The sequence below is a fragment of the Citrobacter braakii genome (assembly GCF_009648935.1).
Lineage (GTDB): Bacteria > Pseudomonadota > Gammaproteobacteria > Enterobacterales > Enterobacteriaceae > Citrobacter > Citrobacter braakii.
The window spans coordinates 4,083,708-4,102,370 of record NZ_CP045771.1 but is presented as its reverse complement, the minus strand read 5'-3'; the positions used below and the strand labels follow the sequence as shown (position 1 = coordinate 4,102,370).

Genomic DNA, 18,663 nt, shown 5'->3' with positions numbered 1-18,663 from the left:
ATAGATACCCTCTATGTAAGGGTAATATTCCACTTTTCAAGTTACATGATGCGACAGGCAAACCCTTTCAGATACAGCCCTTCCGGGTAGGTAGCGATCACCGGATGATCGGCGGCCTGACGGAACTGCTCTATAAATTGTACATCACGACCAGCATCTATTGCGGCATCAGCGATGATTTTCTGAAATAAATCGGTCGTCATCAGCCCGGAGCAGGAAAATGTCAGCAGTACGCCGCCGGGGTTCAGCAACTGAATAGCCAGCATATTGATGTCCTTATAACCGCGGCATGCGCCCATCAACTGGCTTTTGTTTTCGACAAATTTCGGCGGATCCATCACGATGACATCAAATTTCTCACCGCGATCGCGATAGGCGCGCAGCAGTTTGAACACATCATCTCGCACGAACTCGGCTTTACTCAGATCCAGCTTGTTCAGTTCCACGTTCTGGCGGGCAATATCGAGTGCTTCCTGAGAGGTGTCGACGCTGACCACCTGACGGCATCCGCCCATTAATGCGGAGACCGCAAAGCCGCCGGTATAGGAGAAACAGTTCAGGACACGCTGGTTTTCCACATAACGACGCGTTGCCAGGCGGCTATCGCGTTGATCGAGGTAATAGCCGGTTTTGTGACCGTGCTGAATATCAACCAGCAGCTTCATCCCGTGTTCTTCGATAGGCAGCAGAGCAGGCGGCAGTTCGCCCGTGACGGGCCCTTGGGTCAGCGCCATACCTTCTTTTTTACGCACGGCCACATCGCTACGGTCATAAATAGCGCAGTCCGGGAAAACAATTTGCAGAGCACTAATCAGCGCGGCGCGTTGGTATTCAGCCCCCGCGCTGAGCAACTGCAATACCAGGAAGTTGCCGAAGCGGTCAATAGTGACACCCGGCAGGCCGTCGGATTCTCCGGCGATCAGACGGTAGCTGTCCAGACCGTCCTTTTTCGCCAGCCAGTCACGCCATGTCAGCGCCTTCTGCAGACGACGGGTAAAGAAATCAATGTCGATGGATTCAGACTTATCGAAGGTCCAGACGCGCGCACGGATCTGCGACGCCGGAGAGAACGCACCGCGCGCTATCCATTTCCCCTGGTGGTCAACAATATCAACGGTTTCACCGAGGTTGGCTTTACCTTCCATACGTGCGACAGCACCGGAAAATACCCATGGATGGCGGCGAAGTAATGATTTTTCGCGCCCCTTGGCTAACACTAAACGAGGATAATGTGGAATTGTAGATTCAGTCATGCGGAGCAACCTCTCACAAACAGTGACGCGGGTTGGATGAAAGTACCAACCTGAAACCATTAAAATAAAATGGCGCGTAGAGTAGCACAGATGATGAGGTCAATCATCAGCGTCTGGCGCTACTGCATGATGGTATGGCGGGACCTCTGCTTATCGAGCGACGGTTTAATCTCACTGAACAGGTGCGACAACTTATTCTGTTATCCCCTGCTAATCTATGGACAGATCAGGAGATTGCCGGTCATCTGTCCATCGGTACCTGTTCTTTCATTTATGTTGATAAGGAGAACCGCAATGTCGAAAGTCTGCATCATCGCCTGGGTCTATGGCCGGGTTCAGGGGGTAGGATTTCGCTACACCACCCAGCATGAAGCGCAACGGCTGGGGTTGACCGGCTATGCGAAGAATATGGATGACGGCAGCGTAGAAGTTGTCGCCTGTGGTGAAAGCGAGCGGGTGGAACAACTGATGAAGTGGTTGAAAGCCGGGGGACCGCGCAGCGCCAGGGTTGATCGGGTTCTCAGCGAACCGCACCGCCCTGGCGACGAGCTAAAGGGATTTAGTATCCGCTATTAAATACATTTCACCGGTTTCGGCAGGCCGGCAATTTTAGTTGCCTGCTTAGCTGGGCCTTTCGGAAACAGGCGATAGAGATAACGGCTGTTGCCTTTTTCTTCGCCAAACTTGTTGGCCATCGCTTTTACCAGCATGCGGATTGCGGGGGAGGTATTAAACTCCAGATAAAACTCGCGAACGAAACGCACCACTTCCCAGTGTTCGGGGGAGAGAACGATACCTTCGTTTTCGGCGATTTTCTCCGCCAGCGGCTCGCTCCATTGCGTGGTGTCTTTCAGATAGCCTTCGCTATCGGTCTCAATTTCATGGCCTGCAAAAATGAACATAGTGCTCTGTCGATAAAGTAAAAACCGCCCTTAGTTTAGCAAATAAGGGGCGGCGTGAGAAACCTCGACCTACAGAAGAAGCTGTAGCAGATTGTTGGCATTAAGCTTCTTCAGCGCGTTGCATTTATACGTCGAAACCTGTTTTTCGCTAATCTGCGTCATATGCGCAACATGTTTTACCGATTGACCGTTAACCAGCCTGTCGAGAACATTGAACTCCATGCCAGTCAGGCAGCAATTCAGACTGCGTACCCGGCGGGGCTCTTTAGCAAGCAGATACGCCGCATCCACGACGGCAATTCTGTCATCAATGATATGTAAGGTCAGCGTGGCAAAACGCTTTCGTAAATGCGTGGCCAGTGCCCAACCTTTTTCATTGCACACCAGATAAACCGTTCCCGCCCAGCGCCTGGCCTCCAGTTGAAGCAGAATGTCGACCAGCGCCAGATGCGTCCTCGCGACGGAAAAGCGGCAACGCACAACGAGGGTGTCGCAGGCCAACAGCGAAGGGCGCCACTGTAACGCGCCGCTCTCAACTTGAGTGTGAGCGTTACGGCGCAGAAGGGCGTAGCGCAACCCTTCGGCATAAAAACGATTATTATCAAGAATGACGTAATTCACGGCGGCCTCTTTATAACGTACTGGGTGTGTAGATGATGCGTAGCGTGCCGGTGTAATCCCCGGCGTTTTTACTGCTGGCTGCAAACGCAGGGGTTTTCAAAACAATAGGGGCAGGTACGCACAGTACGCTCTCACGTCCGCCGGGCAGGACGACCTGACGCAGATGCTGCGGATCGTTGGTGCCTTGCCATACCAGGGTTTTACCGTTGGCGACGGTTTCGGTTGCGCCCGTGACGGGATTAGTGACGAAAACCTGATAGTCGAGACGATCCCGCGCATCGGTCTGACTTCCGCCACGCCGCCGGATTGAAAATGCCTCTTCCGCACGGTCCGTTGAGGGGAGTCCGTCGTCCTCAAACCGAAGATAAGTGCGGGTGCTGGTACTGTTTTTGCCGTCGTACAGGCACATATCCAGCGTGTTTTCGCCCTGGATTTCACTGCCACCCGGCCGCCCCGGGAAGTTGGTCAGGTTGAGGTTAACGATAGGCGTTGAGTGCGGAAATGCCGGCAGATAAATCTGCTGATTACCCGGATCGACAACCTCAATGCGCATCGTGGCCTGCCAGCTAGCAATGGCGCGATAGCCTGGACATCCGGTATTGGGGTCAGCGAAGTTCCCGCCGCAGTTGCCACTATCCCATTGACGCAGGTTCTGCCTCAGCGTTGCGGTCCAGATACCCGGCAGAGCGAGCTTTTCCAGTTCGCTTTTCACGATATAGAAATCGAAGTAGGGTTCTCTGGTCCAGTTTGCAACAATCTCTGTCCCTCCCGTGATAAAACTGGGATAGGTAAAGACTTTATTATTGAAAAACATGTAGTGGTCGCCATAGACCTTAAGATCCACCGTTTTGCTGGTAAGGGCATGCGTAAAACGTAAATTGATGGCATAAGGTGTCCCCGGGTTCGCCGTGAACCAGGCCGGGGCGGTCATGCAGGCGCCAACTGCGGAGTCGGTACGGGACAGACACGTCAGAGTATTGCGTCCCCACTTTTGCGGATCGGCGACATCATAGCCGCTCGGTTCATGAACCCAGATATCAAAGCGCGCGGGGGGGGCCATGCGATCGAAGCTGATATCGACGCTGGTGTTTCTTCCGGCAGGGGCCGCTGCCTGGGTCTGGCCCGCCCACAGGCTTAAAAAAAGTAAAATAATTAAGTGCTTGTTCACATCATTTCCCTTTTGTGACGTTGTCTGCATTCATGGCAGTTGGACCCGTTGGTACCGATCGTCCGGCGAGCATCAGCTGTGCCTGTTGCTGGACAGTATCCGGCAGGGCAGAGAAGGTTAATTCCCGGCAAGGGATCGACCCGACGTAACGCACGACGTCGCGCATACTCTTTACGTTCAGCTCGCACTGATAAAACTGCTGCTGACGCACCAGGTAGAGGTTATGCAGCAGAGCGTCGCTTTGAGCGCTAAACCCGCCGTTGCCAAGGTCGCTCCAGCCGTTAACGTTCAGTGGCACGCCGCCGATAAACGGCGAATGTCGCTCGTCAGTTAACTGGCCGAGCCAGGTGTAGCTTGCCGTGGTTTGCACGTCCCGGCGGAGCAGTTTGCCAGGCACCATAAACAACGTTCTGCTGCCTGAACCTTGTGTGATTTCACTGCTGGCACCCCGCGAGACATCCAGCGATTCGTTAATCGTCAACGTAGTCTGCTGATAGCCCGGCACGGCGAAGAGGGCGCGGCTATTGCCTGGAATGTCTGCACTGCCGCCGTTATCCAGCGACACGGCAATGCTCGGATCCTGGGAATCTTCCGGTGTGGCAACGTTAACCGCGATGGCTGAAGCAGGACGTCCGTCGCTCCAGCGGCCCAGCCACAGACCAGAGCGCGACAGCGCAAGCGTGGAGTTGTAATTGCCGCTGCTGCTCAGGGTATGGCGCCGATCCTGACGATCCCAGGCATCGCTGACTGTCAGGCTCCCGTTGCCATATCGTCCGCCCTGGCGCGTGTAGGCAGAGGTATTGAGTGAATCGCTGTTAATACCTGATGCGCTCAGTCCATACTCATTTTCACCACGTGCGTCGGCATACCAGTTGTGCGCCACGTTATAGCTCAACTGGTTTTTTTCATGCTGCTGGTGCTGCCATGTCGCGCCCAGAGAGGTATAGCTTGTCGCATTGCCCTGATGGTTATGCGCCATTGACAGGCTCACGCTCAGGTAGCCGCCTTTATCCCTGCCTTCGCGTGAGTCATCGTTACGCATGAAAAGGTTAATGCTGCTGTTGATGTTCAGACCACGCGTGCTGAAAGCCGTACTCAAGCCACCCTGCCAGGCCCGCGTGCGTGAGCGGGTCATATAAACCGACTCCCAGGGCAAGCCTGCATCGTGGCGATCGTCACTGTCCGGGAGTTCCCGACGAGAAACGTACCGTCCTTCGTTGCGGTTATCCGAATATCCCAGGCTGGCGTACCAGGTGCCGACAGGGACGGAGAACATCACCGACAGGCTTCGGTAACAGCCATTTACGGCGTCATATCCCGCGCTTCGGGTATTGCAGTTTTCCGCTGATAACGCGTTGCGATAGAAGCTCAGTGAAAAGCCGTCGTTATAGCTGATTTGCTGAATATTGCCGCGTTGTCCTTCGCTGCCGTAAAGGTAGCTAAACCGGGTCGAGAGTACGCCATCGATCGGACCCGCATTGAAACCACGACTCCAGTCGAGTGCATTTTCCAGAAAACGTTGGTTTTTCTTTATCGCTGCGCCACTGGTGAGTGCCAGCGTTGGAGTGACTGGCAGGCGGACACCCGCCTGAGCGACCGCGCTACGTTCATCGTTTTGATTGTTATTGTCGGTTTCGCCTGCCTGCAGGAACCACTCGACGCGGTCAAACGGCGTAATACCGGTGCGGGTAAACGGTATCTGCTCGGTACGTGTCAGCCGGTTATTTTCATAGACGGACAGCGTCACGGTATAGCTCCCGTCGGGGAACGATCGCGTGTCCAGAGTCTGGGCCCCAGCATTGAGATAAAAACTGGCCAGCAGCTGATTGCCCCGGCGGGCGTCAATACGCGCATCATGGGAAAGCAGCACGGTGATAGGGGTACCCTTTGACTGCTGAACCGGATTAATCCATGCCCTTGTCGAGCCTGTGCGCAGGCCGCGAATTTTGCCCAGCGGCAGTTGGCTGAGGTTGATATTCCCACCAGCATTACTGAACAGATCGCGGGTATCCATCTCGCCTAACTGAATATAGTACTGACGCCAGATATCCTGGCGAAACCAGGCATTGTTGACAGTTATTTCTTGTTGCTGCTGGTGCCTTGAACGCTGCCCCAGCCAGGTCCAGTCGAGATTAAAGTAGCCGTCCTGCGTCATGGCCAGCGCGCCATTGCCCTGAACGGTGGCTGACTGGTAATCCCTGTCGGCAACAAAATTGATATTCTGTTGATGGATCAACGCATTCTCAGTGCCCTGCGTAGGCTGATGCCACTGGTTTTCTGTGGTCTGTTTAGGCAGAAATTTCTTGTCCAAAAACAGGCTAATGCGCGCGTTATTCTCATCATAGATAATGGCCGCGCGATGGGTATCAATGTAATCACATCCCGTTACGGAGCCATTGCTGCTGCACGCCAGGTTGCCGTTACGGGCAAGTGGAACGGCGAGAGCTGCAGACACGGTGGCAACGAGGGCAGGAGCGTCATTAAACTGACGTTTGATAGCCGCGACCACGGTTTCGGGTGCGACAAAACTGACCGATTCAAGTGTGATATCCGTTTCAAAAAGGCCAAGCGATTCGCCATAGAGGTTAACCTCTATCCACAGGCGCTGCGTTTTCGCCAGATCTTCGAAACCTGCCGGGACGGCCATCTCGGCGCAGGCGAGTTGGATGGATGCGGGTAATAAAGCAACTAAGAGGAGAGTATTTCTGTGAAACGCCATGACCAAGCCTCGACATCATCCTGACGTCAGAGGGTGGGCACCCTCTGACGTTATCCCTTATGTACTGTGGTGTTACGCACCGCCTTCCGTGGTCGTCGCCTGCGTCAGCATCAGGCTGACAACGCCGCTGTACTGACCGGTTTTCAGAATGCCTTTGGTGGTCTGAGAAATGGTCAGTGGCAGTACCGCTGAACCGTTTTCAATGCTGCCTGGGAACAGTTCAGTTCCGGTAAATTCGGCATCGGTGGTAGACAGTGTTTTATCACCCAGAATCACCGTCATCGGTACAGTCTCGTTGCCATCCATATTGGTGAGCTTAGCTGCGCTAACGAGGCGCACTTTGACATTGCTGGTGGCGGAGTTAGACCACACCTTGGTGTTCAGGCGGTAGCTTTCCAGCCCACGACCAGGCAGGTACTGCATGTCGATGCTGGCCGGCAGTGGCGTGTTATCGGCCTGAGTCATATCCAACTGTGAGTCAACGCTGGCGTTGACGGTAATATCTTTTTGAATCGCCAGCGCGCTAAAGGACGAGGCCATCGCGGCAACAATCATCAGAGGTTTAATATAGTTACGCATTGATATCTCCATATTTACAAATGAGCACCTTGGCTCTTTAAACAAACTACGTGGGTTTTTACTGTGCCGTCGTGTTATTGCACGACGGGTAAATCAGCTTCTTCAGCGGTTTTATTCACCCAGTTGAAGTAGCGGAACTTATATTTCTGACCCTGTTTCATAGTGAGCGTTTTTAATTTCCGTTCAGTGTCCGGATAAATCGTCGCGTCTTCTTTTATCCATTTACACGATGAAACAGCATCACAAATACCAATCTCTCTGAGCGGCACACGCAATGTGCCGTTGTTTTTTAACGTTCCCCGGCGAGGGTCAATCGACAGTGAAATTACGTTTTCTTCTGGAGCAATGTGGACCAGTGCACCCCAGATCACATTGACACCTAATGTCGCCATTGCTGCAGGGGTTTCTGCCTTGCCCGGAATAATGCTGTCAGGTTGTTTTACCCCTTCAAAATAGACACGCCAGGTGGTCTCTTTTTTCGGCGGTATAAGCGATACCAGACGAACAACGCGCATCGCGCCTGCAGCCAGAGCAAATTTCTCGGGCGTAACCACCACGCCACCTTCTTTCCACGAAGCGACGTCAATTTCTTTTTCCTGGGCCGTTCCGGGATTAAGAATTTTCTTTTGCCTCACCCGAATGAACTGAATATCATCCGTTTTTGAAGCCACCTTTATTTGCGCCGCACCGGATCTGTCTACATTTAGTTCCATGGGATACACGCTCATATTGGCCATTGTCATTTCTGAGAAAAATGGCAATGACAGCGCGGCGACATAAAAGGCGGTTGTCATGCTCACTCTTTTTTTCTGTTTCACAATCAGTCTGCCTGCTCTGAGTTTAAAGGCGGCGCGTTAACACCAGGACACCGTCTGCTTTCGTATCGCTTCAGGGCAGGGAAACTTTAACCAGAACAGCGGTTTGTGAAAATTTGTATTAGTTAACTCGTTATATACAGTTTTTTATCCTGCTTTTCTGGCTTTAAGGTTGTATAGTTAATCGAAAATACCGCGGCCAAGGATGGGAGGAAAATTCCTTCTGATGAAAAAATAAGCAGGTCAGGGGGCGGTTTTCATATCGACGTACCAGGGAATAAAAAGCATGCGGTAACAGCCGAGAATAAAAGATGTTTTTTATATGCAATAATTCGTTGTTATTTGATCCTGAAGCACATGCAATAAGTCTTGTTGGACAACCCGAGTCTGTATTAACACTTTCGGCGCCAGCCGTTCGTCTTTTACAGGAATTTATTAAACACCGAGGACGCGACTTAAGCCGGGAGGAATTGCTCGCTCGCGTGTGGGAAGAATTTGGCTTTACGCCATCAGGAAATAATCTCAATAAAGCGGTAAGCGAACTGCGTAAAAGCTTCCAGTCTCTGGGAGAGGGGCACGAATTGATCGTCACTGTCCCGCGCTATGGTTTCCGTTTTGATGCTGATGTGATTTTTCAGCCTGGAGAGAAAATTCAAGCCGTTGATCCGCACCCCCCCTCAGCGCAACCAGATGTACTGCCCCGGCGAGTATCCCTGAAAAAGTGGTTCAGAATAGGGGCATTGATTGCCGTGCCGTTGGGAGCGATCTTTTACGTTAGCCGCCCGCAGGAGATAACTGTTCCGGCGAAATTAAAGCCGGTCCAGGAAAAAATCGCGCGTTGTAGTATCTGGGTTATCGAAGATCATGGACGGCCGTTAGTGCTATCAAAATTAGCTGAGCGACTGGAGGCCAATGACGTGGCTTGCGAGCGCGAGGAGTATGCTATTTATTTTTTCAGCGCCCGTTTTTCGCTTGCAACTGCTGATGAACTGTTTATCGGGGCCTGCCCGGTCAATAAAACACGTCTGTGCAAGACCATTCGCTATAAAAACGGGGCTGGAAAATGAAAATAAGGCTTCTTTTTGGACTGGGCGGAGCCCTGGTCGGCGGCGCGCTGGCGCTGTTTTACTATTGCGGCGCGACGGGAAAAAGCGATGTGCTGGCCTGCAGCACTGAATTTAACTTTACGCGCAATGAAGGGAAAGCAAGTGAAGTGAAGGTAAATGCCCTTGCTCAGTTCTATTTTCATCGGGACGGTACAGGGTTGACCACCTATAAAGGTGCGGCAAGAGCTGGCGGGCAAAATTTTATCGTTGACAGGGATGTAGACTTTACGTGGGAGCAGCGGGACGATGACAACGTCATTGTATTGACCTACACCAAAACCTGGCTTCGCCACAGTGACAATACGCCGAATGCCCAATGGGGGAGCTTCGCCTATCCGACCTCACGCTACTACCTGACGATCTCTGAACTTTCACCTGCTGTGTGGCTTATTCAGGACCGGCGCTATCCTACCTATATCTGCCGGGGTCAATAAGGTATAAAAAAAGAGAATGCCATTGGCATTCTCTTTTTTCGTATCAGTGATGCTGATTAATCGCGGCTGGCGAAGCCCAAAATGCTCAGCAGGCTGACGAAGATGTTGTACAGCGAAACGTACAGGCTGACGGTGGCACGGATGTAGTTGGTTTCACCGCCACGGATGATATTACTGGTTTCAAACAGGATTGCGCCTGAAGAAATCAGAATAAACACCGCGCTGATCGCCAGATGTAAAGCCGGCAACTGCAGGAAAATATTCGCAACCATACCAATCAGCACCACCACGATCCCTGCCATCAGCATACCGCCGAGGAAGGACATGTCTTTCCGCGTGGTCAGCACATAGGCTGAGCAACTGAAGAAGACCAGCGCCGTACCGCCCAAAGCCATGGCGATAACATCACCCATGCCCGCAGACAGGTATGTGTTCAGGATCGGTCCCAGAATGTAGCCCAGGAAGCCGGTGAAAGCGAAAGCTGACAGAATACCAACCGGTTTATCCGCCGTTTTATAGGTCAGGAACATCAGACCATACATACCCACCAGCGTCAGGATAAGCCCCGGAGAGGGCAACATCAGTACGGTACTGGCAGTCGCAGTGAGCGCCGAAAACGCCAGCGTCAGGCTGAGCAGGAAATAGGTATTGCGCAGCACCTTATGCGTGCTGAGTAGCGATGTACGATCGCGTGAAGAACTAATAATACGATCCATGAGTCACTCTCTTATGACAGATGTAATTAATGATGGAGGATAATGAAATCAAGGGGAATGACACAGCGGTTTTACCCATCTTTACGCATTTTAACCCGCCAGGCTTAAGCATATTATTTCAACAAAAGCTCCCGAATCAGATGTTAGCACTATATGTGTAAAAATGCCTGTTAGATATCTGCCAGGTAACTGAAAAATATTGCGTTATTCCTGTTTCTCTCTGACAGTGACAGCGGTGTCTACATAAAACAGAGCAATAAGGTAAAGGGAATGATTCAACATAAATCGAAGATATTGACGTTTACGCTGTTGACTGTCTGTTTGATGTCTATCAACGGCGCGGCGATGGCGGCAAATGTTCCCGCAGGAACAATTCTTGCAGAAAAACAGGAACTGGTCAGAAACAATGGCAGTGAGCCAGCGTCGCTGGATCCGCATAAAGTCGAAAGCAACGTTGAGTTTAATTTAATCAGCGATATGTTCGACGGACTGGTGGCGGTTAAGTCGGATGGGTCTATCGAACCCCGGCTGGCCGCGTCCTGGGAGAACAAAGACAACACCGTCTGGACCTTTCATTTACGTCCGGGCATAACCTGGTCAGATGGGTCTGCCATTACCGCACAGGATGTCGTCTGGAGCTGGCAGCGTCTGGTCTCACCGCAAACAGCTTCACCTTATTCCTCGTATCTGGGCAATATGCACGTAGCAAACGCCCTCGATATTGCCCAAGGGAAAAAAGATCCTGCCGATATCGGGGTCAAAGCCCTGGATGATAGCACGCTGGAAATTACCCTGACGCAGCCAACGGCGGCGTTTCTGGCGATGCTGGCGCACCCGTCACTGGTTCCGCTGGATAAAGTGCTGATCGGCCGCTTTGGTGATAAGTGGACCCGGCCAGAACATTTTGTCTGCAGCGGGGCGTACAAGTTATCGCAGTGGGTAGTCAATGAGCGCATCGTTGCCGTGCGTAACCCGCATTATTGGGACGATCGGCACACCGTCATTGATAAGGTCACTTATTTGCCCATCAGTTCAGAGTCCGCAGACGTTAACCGCTATAAGGCCGGCGAAATCGACATTGTGTATAGCGTCCCGGTCAATCAGTTTGCGCAGTTGAAAAAGACGATGGGCGATGAACTCCATGTCTCACCTCAGCTTTCAACCTATTACTATCAGTTCAATACGACGCGAGCACCGTTTAATGACCCGCGCGTGCGCCGGGCGCTGAATATGGCGTTAGATAAAGACATCATCGCACAAAAGGTGATGGGGCAGGGACAACGCGCGGCGTGGGTTATCAGCCAGCCGGAAATAGGGGGAGTGCAACTGCATGCGCCGGAATATGCGGCGTGGCCGCTCGAAAAACGCATTGCCGAAGCTAAGAAACTGCTGGCTGAAGCCGGTTTTGGACCTGAGCATCCGCTTAGCCTAAATCTGCTCTATAACACTTTCGAAACGCACCAGCGTATTGCCATTGCCGCATCGTCAATGTGGAAGAAAAACCTCGGCGTAGAGGCGAAGCTGCAAAATCAGGAATGGAAAACCATGCTGGATACCATGCACACCGGTAATTTTGACGTCGTGCGCTACGCATGGATCGCCGATTATGATGATGCCTCAAGTTTCCTCAATATTTTCCGTACCGGCGATAGCGAGAATACCACCAGGTACAGCAATCCCGCTTTTGATGACGCGATGCGCAAGGCGGCGAAAGCAACTTCGCTGGAGGAGCGAGGCAAATACTACCAGCAGGCTGAAGACCTTTTAGGAGAGGATGTACCAGCGATTCCGGTTTACCACTATGTCCGCACGCATCTTGTGAAGCCGTGGGTGGGAGGATTTGCGCCAGATAACCGGGGAAATTACTACACCAAAGATATGTTCATCAAAAAACATTAAGCGCTGTAGCCAGTATTTGTGCTGAATAAACGGTCAATCTGTTGTTATTTCAGTCGATTAACAATATTTTGGCTGTTTTTCAGGCAAACGAACGCATTGGTGCTTTACAGGTCCGTTCGGGATGTTTATAGTGCGCCTCATTGGAAGCGTGGCCGAGCGGTTGAAGGCACCGGTCTTGAAAACCGGCGACCCGAAAGGGTTCTAGAGTTCGAATCTCTACGCTTCCGCCAAACATAAACCCCGAGCTATTTAATAGCTCGGGGTTTTTTCGTTTTGTGCAGTTTATGTCATGCCATCTTTCACCAGCCTTAGTCGCGCAAGGGCAACTCAGCGCTGCTGTCCGGCGGAAAGCTGACGAACTGAATCATCTTCATATCTGGCAAGGCCTACATGAGCGAACGCCTTTTCATTCGTCGTAATATCCATAGCAGCCCCAGCATAAAGGTCAGGTAACCCATAACGTAATATCCCTGCTGTCTTCGTTCTGCGAGCGTTGGATCGGCCGCCCATGCCAGAAAGGCGGTAACATCCCTTGCATATTGCTCCTCCGTTTCAGCTTGTAGCGACGCCGGGCGCCATTGAATCTCTCCGCTGGTCAGCGGTTTCGGCATGTTAATCACGCCACCGGGAAAATAGCGATTAGCCTTCAGTTCGGGATCGGCAGGTTGATAACCGGTTAGCAGCGCGTAGACGTAATCTGCTCCCTGGTCCGTGTAGGGCAGAAAAGCATCCAACAGAAATTGCGGGAATCCGCGATCGTATGAGCGGGCACGTACGATATAGCTCAGATCAACGGGAGAAGCGCCATTGTTAAGGTATCGTGCTTCCTGCTCGTTTAGATACGGCGAGATGAAGCTGTCATTTAGCGTCCCGTCTCGCTCGCCAATCTGGCCGTCATCCTGAATCTCAGGAAACTGATAGCCGCTGGCGATACTTCTTGCTTCTTCATCCGTGAGTTCCGGACCGCCGGGCCTGGTCAACGACCGAAAGCTAAGGTGCTTTATGCCGTGACAGGCGCGACACTTCTCTTCATAAACCTGCAGGCCACGTCGAAGCTGCGCTTTATCATACTGGCCATTGATGCCGCTGAAGCTCCATTCCTGCCGTTCAGGCGTGGCTTCCTGCGCATATGAGGAACCCAGTCCCAACAGAGAAAAGGACAGAATGCTGATTTTCAATAGTTGTTTCATCATCAATCCTGCTTTTCCAGAAAACGACGGCAAGGTAATACGATTAAAAACCAGGCAAACCAAACCAGAGTCGAAAGCTGCGATGCGGCACGGATCCAGCCCTCTTCGTTACGGAAACCGTCAATAAGATCGGGGCCAACCAGCGCTTTCGACCCTAACCAGCCTAAAAAGCAGGCATTAATGACCCACAGCCAGAATCCGCATTTAACCAGTTTGCTGTAATGGCGAAAACGAGCCCGGGAAGTATCAAGCCAGGGAAGGAAATAGAAAATCAGTACCGAGCTGCACATTGCGGATAAGCCAACGAATTCATTTGGGAAGCAACGCAAGATGGAGAAGAAGGGGAGAAAATACCATTCCGGCGCAACAATCGCGGGTGTAACTGTTGGATCCGCAGGAATAAAGTTATCGGCGCTGCTCAGATAGTGCGGCGCGAAGAATAAGAACCAGGCGAAGATCATCAAAAAAAGGATGATTTTGATGGCATCAAGATCGGTAATTTTGTAATCGAACAGCAGGCTCCTGGACTCTTTCTCGCTAAACCTCTTTTTCATCGCCTGCGCAAACGCCGACTGTACGGTGCGAATATGAAAAACCGTTGCGCCGACAATCACAAAGGGAAGAATAAAGTGGAGAACAAAAAAGCGGCCAAGCATCGGCGTTCCCGGAGTATGGCTGCCGACTAAATATGCGTAAAGGGTATCGCCCACCAGCGGAATGGCCTGGGCAAAGCGGGTAATTACCGTAGCCGCCCAGTAGCTTTTTTGCCCCCAGATAAGGCTATAACCAAGAAATGCGGTCATCATCAGCAGGATATACAGCGTAACGCTAATCATCCACATTGTCGTCCAGGGCTTGCGGTAAACGCTGTAGTACATGCCACGAAAAATATGCAGATAACAGGCAAAGAAAAAGAGCGACGCGCCAATAGCATGCATGTTGCGTAATAGTTCTCCATGGCGAACCGCACGCATAATATGAATAATGGAGTCAAATGCCAGCTCGGCCGTCGGCACGTAAAACATCGCCAGCACGATACCCGTAAGGATCTGCACGGCGAGTATAACCAGCAGGATGGCGCCGATTGCGAATACCCAGAGTCCGGCAATCGAGCGAGGAAACGGGATACGCCAGCGAAGCGAATAGACGCGCTCACTCCTCATTTCAGGCTTCCTTCGTGCCGATACGCACGGCCTGACCATCCGAATGAATAACGTAGTCCGGGATTGCCAGGTTGGCCGTCGCGGGGCCGCGCGTCACGCGCCCGGAGGTATCAAACTCTGAGCCGTGGCACGGACAGATCCAACCCACGCCTCCAGGTCGGGCGTTGGGTACGCACCCGGCATGTGGACAATACCCTTGAACCACCAGCCATTGAGGATGAGTAGCAGAGACCCTCTCGCTGTCCGGTTGTGGGTCGATAAGCGTATGCCAGTCGGCACTTCTGGCAGTAATAATCTCATCCTGGGTGCGATGGTGAATAAGAATCAGCTTTCCCTGCCATACGCGTCTGACGGTTTGTCCAGCAGCAACCCCCGCAAGAGAGACATCAATCGGTTCATTTTCCGCAAGAGTCTTCTCATCCGGGCCGAGGGCCGAAACCAGCGGCCAGACGGCAGCAGCGACGCCTGCCGCACCGACGAATTTTGTCAGTTTACACAGGCATTCCCGGCGCTGTTCCTGGATTTCGCCATCTGCAAGTTTATTCTCTGTCACCTCTAATTTCTCCCTGAGTATCGCGGATTAACGTTTGTCGATACGCGCGTAAATTTCCTGAAAGCGCTTATCAGCAATACCCGGCGCTTTGAATGCCCGATAGCTTGCTGGTAACTGGGCATCTCCTACCTTAATCAGCATCACCATGCCCTGAGCGTAATGTGGTGTACATTTGATGCCGTAAAATCCGGCATTGTCATAAGTTACTTCGATCTCTTCATCTATTTTTCCCAAAAAACCGGGATAGTTAGCCGGAGACAATTCAGCGATTGAAGCCGCGTTGTGGCTCTTATGTTTACGGATAAACTTCACCGTATCCCCGGGCTGGATCTCCAGATAATCCGGCTCATAGACCATTGGTCCCGCAGACCCACGATTTTTCATCAAAACGTCGTGAGTTTGTGCGAAGGTTGAAGAGGCGAGGGCGAGTAAACATAAAACTTTCAGACTCTGTTTGAGATATTTCATCGATTCTTCCTTAAAATTCATCAGGTCTTTGATAACGGATAAAACAGTTTTCAGCGCCAGTTTCATGTTCAACAATGGCGTCGATACCAAACCAGGCATGGAGGTTTTCACGGGTAAACACGGCGCAAGGAGTCCCCTGCATCGCCATATGCCCGGATGTCATGACGATGATGCGATCGCAAAACATCGCGGCATGATTGAGGTCGTGCAGAGCGGCAATGACCGTGAGCTTTTCACGTTTAACCAGACTAAGCAGGCCAATCTGATGTTGAATGTCGAGATGGTTGGTGGGTTCATCCATCAGTAACAACTGCGGCTGCTGCGCCAGCGCCCGGGCGATATGCAGGCGCTGTTTTTCTCCCCCGGAAAAGGTATGCCAGCATCGGTGCTGTAATTCACGGAGATCGACCTTCTCCAGCATAGTTTGCACGATATCGTCATCTTTGGCGGACCAGGGCGAGAGCAGGCTAAGCCAGGGCGTCCGCCCCAGAGAAACGGCTTGTAAAGCGGTAAGACGCTCGCTGGTTTCTGCCTGTTGTTCGACCAGCGCCACCCGCTGCGCAAGGTGACGGCGCGAATAATGCTGGAGCGCCTTTTGCTGCAGGGTGATACGCCCGGAAGTTGGCTTCAGCAAACCGGCCAGCAGTGAAATCAGTGACGTTTTGCCCGAGCCGTTGGGACCGATGATGCCGACAAACTCGCCGGGCGTTACGCTGAGTGAAATATCTTCAACAATCGTCTTACCTTTTACCTTCCAGTACAAATTACAGGCTTCAATAACGACTTGCGCAGAGGTAACGAGTGGCTGTACGAGATTCACCGTCATTTGTTCTGGTTTCCTCTAATCAGAATGATTGAAAACGCAGGAGCGCCAACCAGAGCCGTGATCACGCCTATTGGGAGTACCTGACCGGGTAGTAACGTGCGGGAAATAACATCAGCGATAATGAGGAAAATAGCTCCGGTAAGCGCACTAACCGGCAGCAGTCGATGATGCTGGTTGCCGACCAGCAGACGAGCAGCATGAGGGATCACCAGACCGACAAAGCCGATCGCACCCACAATGGAGACCATAATCGCCGTCATGCCGGTGACGGCGGCAATCAGTACTGCACGGGTACGTTTTACCGGGATGCCCAGCGATGCCGCAGACTCCGCGCCAAAGGAGAAAGCATCAAGATGGCGGGCATAACAGAAGCACAGCGCGATACCGACCAGAGCGGTAGGAATGGCTAAGACTACATCGGGCCAGCGTACACCGCTCAAATTGCCCAACAGCCAGAACATAATACCGCGTGCTTGCTCGGCGTTTGCTGAGCGGGTGATGATAAGCGATGTAATCGCATTGAAAAGCTGGGAGCTGGCGATCCCGGCAAGGATGATTTGGGTTGTTACACCCCCACCTTGTCTACCGCCAGCGGCCATCGCCAATAGCGCAACGAACAGAAATGCCGTCAGCGCACCAATGAAAGCGCCCAATGACATACTGATGATGCCAGCCCCAAGTCCAGTGAGAGCAATCAGCACCGCCCCGGTGGACGCTCCGGCAGAAATCCCCAGTAGATAGGGTTCGGCGAGCGCATTGCGTAGCAGCGACTGTAACACTACGCCGGAAACAGCCAGGCACGCGCCGCAACTGGCCGAGACCAGCGCTCGGGTCAGGCGGTAGTTCCAGACGATCCCTGCATCCAGCGCATCGACAGGATAGTGTGTATCAAAAAGATGATTTGCCAGCGTGCTGAGAACATGCTGCCAGGGGATAAGCGTTTCGCCGATGGAAATCCCCGCCAGCAGCACGCCACACATTAGCGCACTGACCCAAACGGCATGCCCACTGACTCTCACCGCAAGCTGACCAACAGCGCGACGCATCCTGCGTGAATCACTCATGATTATCTGCGTTCCTGAGTAACGGAGATGCGCTATACCGTGTGAGGATATAGCGCAAAACGTAGATTAATGAGCAGCCTGCGGATGTGCTAAGCCATATTCAACAAGGGCATCAGCCAGTTTTTCCACACCATCAATAGTTCTGATCCCGGCATTCATGGTCTGTACGTCAATGACCGGTAGATGGTTTTCCTTGACGGCAGGAACCAGTTTGGCGACAGGATCGGACTTGAGGTATTCCATCTTGACCTTCCAGTCATCCGCCGGGAAACGGCGACGGCTCATCTCACCGAGCACAATGAGTGAAGGATTCGCTTTTGCGATGGTTTCCCAACCCACCGTTGGCCACTCTTCAGCAGAATCAATCACATTCTTCACTCCCAGCGTTTGGGCGATCCATGCCGCCGGACCAAACTTCCCGGCAACGTAAGGGTCAAGCTGGAGGTCGGCGCTTGAGAACCAGAACACGGCGGAAACATTCTCATCCATTCCGGTAATTTTGTTTTTCGCTGCGGCTTCACGTGCTTTAAGGCTGGCAATCAGCGCCTCGCCTTTATCCTGAACATCGAAGATTTTCGCCAGATCGGCGACTTCCTGATACACCATGGCAATATCAAACATGCCCTTACGGACACCATCACCACCATCTTCGTTATCTTTCGCACAGTCAGCTGGCGCGGTGTAAACGGGAATTTTTAGTTCACTAAACTGTTCGTAAGAGGCAACCGTGCCAGCAGGGCCGATTTGCCACTCAAACTGACTGGCGATCAGATCCGGTTTTTTCGCCACGATCCCTTCAAAACTTGGAATATTTTGCGCGATAACGGCGACTTTTTCGTTTGCTGTTTTATAAGCCTCCAGTACCGGGCCAAACCACAGCGAAGTACCCACGACGCGATCGGCCAGCCCCAGTGAATAGAGAATCTCGGTACTGTTCTGACCCACCGTCGCCACGCGCGTTGGTGCCTGATTGAAGGTAATATCGCGGCCACAGTTTTTAATCGTCAGAGGATATTCGGTTTTTGCTGCCTCGGAAAAACCGGAAGTAAGCAGGAGAGCAGTCGTGCCAAAAATAGCCAGAAGCGTTTTTTTAGAGAAGTAAAAGGTAGAATTAGCGTGCATTATCATCGTCCCGTTGATGCCAGAATCTTAAGGTCTGGTCATGGCTTATTTCATTCCATATATCG

General features: G+C 52.2%; 19 protein-coding genes, 1 tRNA gene and 1 pseudogene. 6 read left to right on the top strand and 15 right to left on the bottom strand.

Translation table 11 applies throughout. From position 1 onward, the window contains the following. Positions 1-41: 41 nt before the first annotated feature. Positions 42-1,253, bottom strand: a complete 1,212-nt coding sequence (gene rlmI, locus GFC06_RS19430; RefSeq protein WP_049283229.1) for a 23S rRNA (cytosine(1962)-C(5))-methyltransferase RlmI — start codon at positions 1,251-1,253, stop codon at positions 42-44. Between the two features lie 113 nt (positions 1,254-1,366). Between rlmI and GFC06_RS23460 the strand changes: the two are divergent. Together GFC06_RS23460 and yccX are read left to right on the top strand one after the other, a co-directional pair. Then, a pseudogene (locus GFC06_RS23460) lies at positions 1,367-1,513 on the top strand (AraC family transcriptional regulator); the annotation flags it as partial. A 34-nt stretch (positions 1,514-1,547) separates the two neighbouring features. Continuing rightward, positions 1,548-1,829 (top strand): acylphosphatase, encoded by a 282-nt coding sequence (yccX, locus tag GFC06_RS19425; protein ID WP_016152492.1) that lies wholly within the window; start codon positions 1,548-1,550, stop codon positions 1,827-1,829. Here yccX and tusE read toward each other — a convergent pair. The 6 genes from tusE to GFC06_RS19395 form a co-directional block, all read right to left on the bottom strand. Next, entirely contained in the window at positions 1,826-2,155 is a 330-nt protein-coding gene (tusE, locus tag GFC06_RS19420; protein WP_016152493.1) for a sulfurtransferase TusE, read from the bottom strand. The two genes, yccX and tusE, sit on opposite strands and share 4 nt — an antisense overlap. Positions 2,156-2,224: 69 nt before the next feature. Beyond that, complete coding sequence (locus GFC06_RS19415) at positions 2,225-2,776, bottom strand: LuxR C-terminal-related transcriptional regulator (protein WP_103773457.1); 552 nt, start codon at positions 2,774-2,776, stop codon at positions 2,225-2,227. Between the two features lie 10 nt (positions 2,777-2,786). Further along, positions 2,787-3,944 carry a CfaE/CblD family pilus tip adhesin gene (locus GFC06_RS19410; protein ID WP_153690547.1) on the bottom strand — a complete coding sequence of 386 codons (1,158 nt, stop codon included), beginning with the start codon at positions 3,942-3,944 and terminating at the stop codon, positions 2,787-2,789. 1 nt (position 3,945) lies between these two features. Next, the gene (locus GFC06_RS19405) at positions 3,946-6,663 is read right to left on the bottom strand and encodes a TcfC E-set like domain-containing protein (protein ID WP_153690546.1); all 2,718 of its coding nucleotides are present in this window, start codon (positions 6,661-6,663) and stop codon (positions 3,946-3,948) included. 72 nt (positions 6,664-6,735) lie between these two features. Next, positions 6,736-7,242 (bottom strand): CS1 type fimbrial major subunit, encoded by a 507-nt coding sequence (locus GFC06_RS19400; protein WP_141875048.1) that lies wholly within the window; start codon positions 7,240-7,242, stop codon positions 6,736-6,738. Between the two features lie 74 nt (positions 7,243-7,316). Further along, positions 7,317-8,060 (bottom strand): fimbrial protein, encoded by a 744-nt coding sequence (locus tag GFC06_RS19395; protein WP_047359363.1) that lies wholly within the window; start codon positions 8,058-8,060, stop codon positions 7,317-7,319. Between the two features lie 308 nt (positions 8,061-8,368). Here GFC06_RS19395 and GFC06_RS19390 point away from each other — a divergent pair, with 308 nt between their 5' ends. Both GFC06_RS19390 and GFC06_RS19385 read left to right on the top strand, forming a co-directional pair. After that, complete coding sequence (locus GFC06_RS19390; RefSeq protein ID WP_153690545.1) at positions 8,369-9,124, top strand: winged helix-turn-helix domain-containing protein; 756 nt, start codon at positions 8,369-8,371, stop codon at positions 9,122-9,124. Further along, positions 9,121-9,597, top strand: coding sequence for a hypothetical protein (locus GFC06_RS19385; RefSeq protein ID WP_016152500.1), 477 nt, complete (start codon positions 9,121-9,123; stop codon positions 9,595-9,597). The genes GFC06_RS19390 and GFC06_RS19385 overlap by 4 nt, the downstream gene beginning before the upstream one ends. A 56-nt stretch (positions 9,598-9,653) precedes the next feature. Here GFC06_RS19385 and yccA read toward each other — a convergent pair whose 3' ends face one another. Continuing rightward, complete coding sequence (yccA, locus tag GFC06_RS19380; RefSeq protein WP_016152501.1) at positions 9,654-10,313, bottom strand: FtsH protease modulator YccA; 660 nt, start codon at positions 10,311-10,313, stop codon at positions 9,654-9,656. A 270-nt stretch (positions 10,314-10,583) separates the two neighbouring features. On the opposite strand from yccA, the gene GFC06_RS19375 reads away from it, so the two are divergent. After that, a complete protein-coding gene (locus GFC06_RS19375) occupies positions 10,584-12,212 on the top strand; it encodes an ABC transporter substrate-binding protein (protein WP_109018055.1) in 1,629 nt (542 codons plus the stop codon). A gap of 142 nt (positions 12,213-12,354) precedes the next feature. Further along, positions 12,355-12,442: transfer RNA gene (locus tag GFC06_RS19370), tRNA-Ser, on the top strand. A 156-nt stretch (positions 12,443-12,598) separates the two neighbouring features. Here the strand turns inward: GFC06_RS19370 and GFC06_RS19365 are convergent. The 7 genes from GFC06_RS19365 to GFC06_RS19335 form a co-directional block, all read right to left on the bottom strand. Further along, positions 12,599-13,402, bottom strand: a complete 804-nt coding sequence (locus GFC06_RS19365) for a cytochrome c1 (protein WP_049283232.1) — start codon at positions 13,400-13,402, stop codon at positions 12,599-12,601. Positions 13,403-13,404: 2 nt separating this feature from the next. Continuing rightward, the gene (locus GFC06_RS19360; protein ID WP_153690544.1) at positions 13,405-14,565 is read right to left on the bottom strand and encodes a cytochrome b; all 1,161 of its coding nucleotides are present in this window, start codon (positions 14,563-14,565) and stop codon (positions 13,405-13,407) included. Between the two features lies 1 nt (position 14,566). Continuing rightward, positions 14,567-15,118 (bottom strand): ubiquinol-cytochrome c reductase iron-sulfur subunit, encoded by a 552-nt coding sequence (petA, locus tag GFC06_RS19355; RefSeq protein WP_153690543.1) that lies wholly within the window; start codon positions 15,116-15,118, stop codon positions 14,567-14,569. 27 nt (positions 15,119-15,145) lie between these two features. Next, a complete protein-coding gene (locus GFC06_RS19350; RefSeq protein WP_153690542.1) occupies positions 15,146-15,586 on the bottom strand; it encodes a pseudoazurin in 441 nt (146 codons plus the stop codon). Between the two features lie 10 nt (positions 15,587-15,596). Further along, positions 15,597-16,412 carry an ABC transporter ATP-binding protein gene (locus GFC06_RS19345; RefSeq protein ID WP_153690541.1) on the bottom strand — a complete coding sequence of 272 codons (816 nt, stop codon included), beginning with the start codon at positions 16,410-16,412 and terminating at the stop codon, positions 15,597-15,599. Beyond that, a complete protein-coding gene (locus GFC06_RS19340; RefSeq protein ID WP_016156150.1) occupies positions 16,409-17,476 on the bottom strand; it encodes a FecCD family ABC transporter permease in 1,068 nt (355 codons plus the stop codon). The genes GFC06_RS19345 and GFC06_RS19340 overlap by 4 nt, the downstream gene beginning before the upstream one ends. Positions 17,477-17,542: 66 nt before the next feature. Further along, the gene (locus tag GFC06_RS19335) at positions 17,543-18,598 is read right to left on the bottom strand and encodes an ABC transporter substrate-binding protein (protein WP_016152563.1); all 1,056 of its coding nucleotides are present in this window, start codon (positions 18,596-18,598) and stop codon (positions 17,543-17,545) included. Positions 18,599-18,663: the final 65 nt, after the last annotated feature.

Coding starts and splice junctions, on each gene's coding strand:
- yccA (WP_016152501.1), bottom strand. CDS start 10,313: ATGGATCGTATTATTAGTTCTTCACGCGATCGTACATCGCTACTCAGC.
- GFC06_RS19360 (WP_153690544.1), bottom strand. CDS start 14,565: ATGAGGAGTGAGCGCGTCTATTCGCTTCGCTGGCGTATCCCGTTTCCT.
- rlmI (WP_049283229.1), bottom strand. CDS start 1,253: ATGACTGAATCTACAATTCCACATTATCCTCGTTTAGTGTTAGCCAAG.
- GFC06_RS19335 (WP_016152563.1), bottom strand. CDS start 18,598: ATGCACGCTAATTCTACCTTTTACTTCTCTAAAAAAACGCTTCTGGCT.
- tusE (WP_016152493.1), bottom strand. CDS start 2,155: ATGTTCATTTTTGCAGGCCATGAAATTGAGACCGATAGCGAAGGCTAT.
- GFC06_RS19345 (WP_153690541.1), bottom strand. CDS start 16,412: ATGACGGTGAATCTCGTACAGCCACTCGTTACCTCTGCGCAAGTCGTT.
- GFC06_RS19405 (WP_153690546.1), bottom strand. CDS start 6,663: ATGGCGTTTCACAGAAATACTCTCCTCTTAGTTGCTTTATTACCCGCA.
- GFC06_RS19340 (WP_016156150.1), bottom strand. CDS start 17,476: ATGAGTGATTCACGCAGGATGCGTCGCGCTGTTGGTCAGCTTGCGGTG.
- GFC06_RS19385 (WP_016152500.1), top strand. CDS start 9,121: ATGAAAATAAGGCTTCTTTTTGGACTGGGCGGAGCCCTGGTCGGCGGC.
- GFC06_RS19375 (WP_109018055.1), top strand. CDS start 10,584: ATGATTCAACATAAATCGAAGATATTGACGTTTACGCTGTTGACTGTC.
- yccX (WP_016152492.1), top strand. CDS start 1,548: ATGTCGAAAGTCTGCATCATCGCCTGGGTCTATGGCCGGGTTCAGGGG.
- GFC06_RS19350 (WP_153690542.1), bottom strand. CDS start 15,586: ATGAAATATCTCAAACAGAGTCTGAAAGTTTTATGTTTACTCGCCCTC.
- GFC06_RS19365 (WP_049283232.1), bottom strand. CDS start 13,402: ATGAAACAACTATTGAAAATCAGCATTCTGTCCTTTTCTCTGTTGGGA.
- GFC06_RS19390 (WP_153690545.1), top strand. CDS start 8,369: ATGTTTTTTATATGCAATAATTCGTTGTTATTTGATCCTGAAGCACAT.
- GFC06_RS19400 (WP_141875048.1), bottom strand. CDS start 7,242: ATGCGTAACTATATTAAACCTCTGATGATTGTTGCCGCGATGGCCTCG.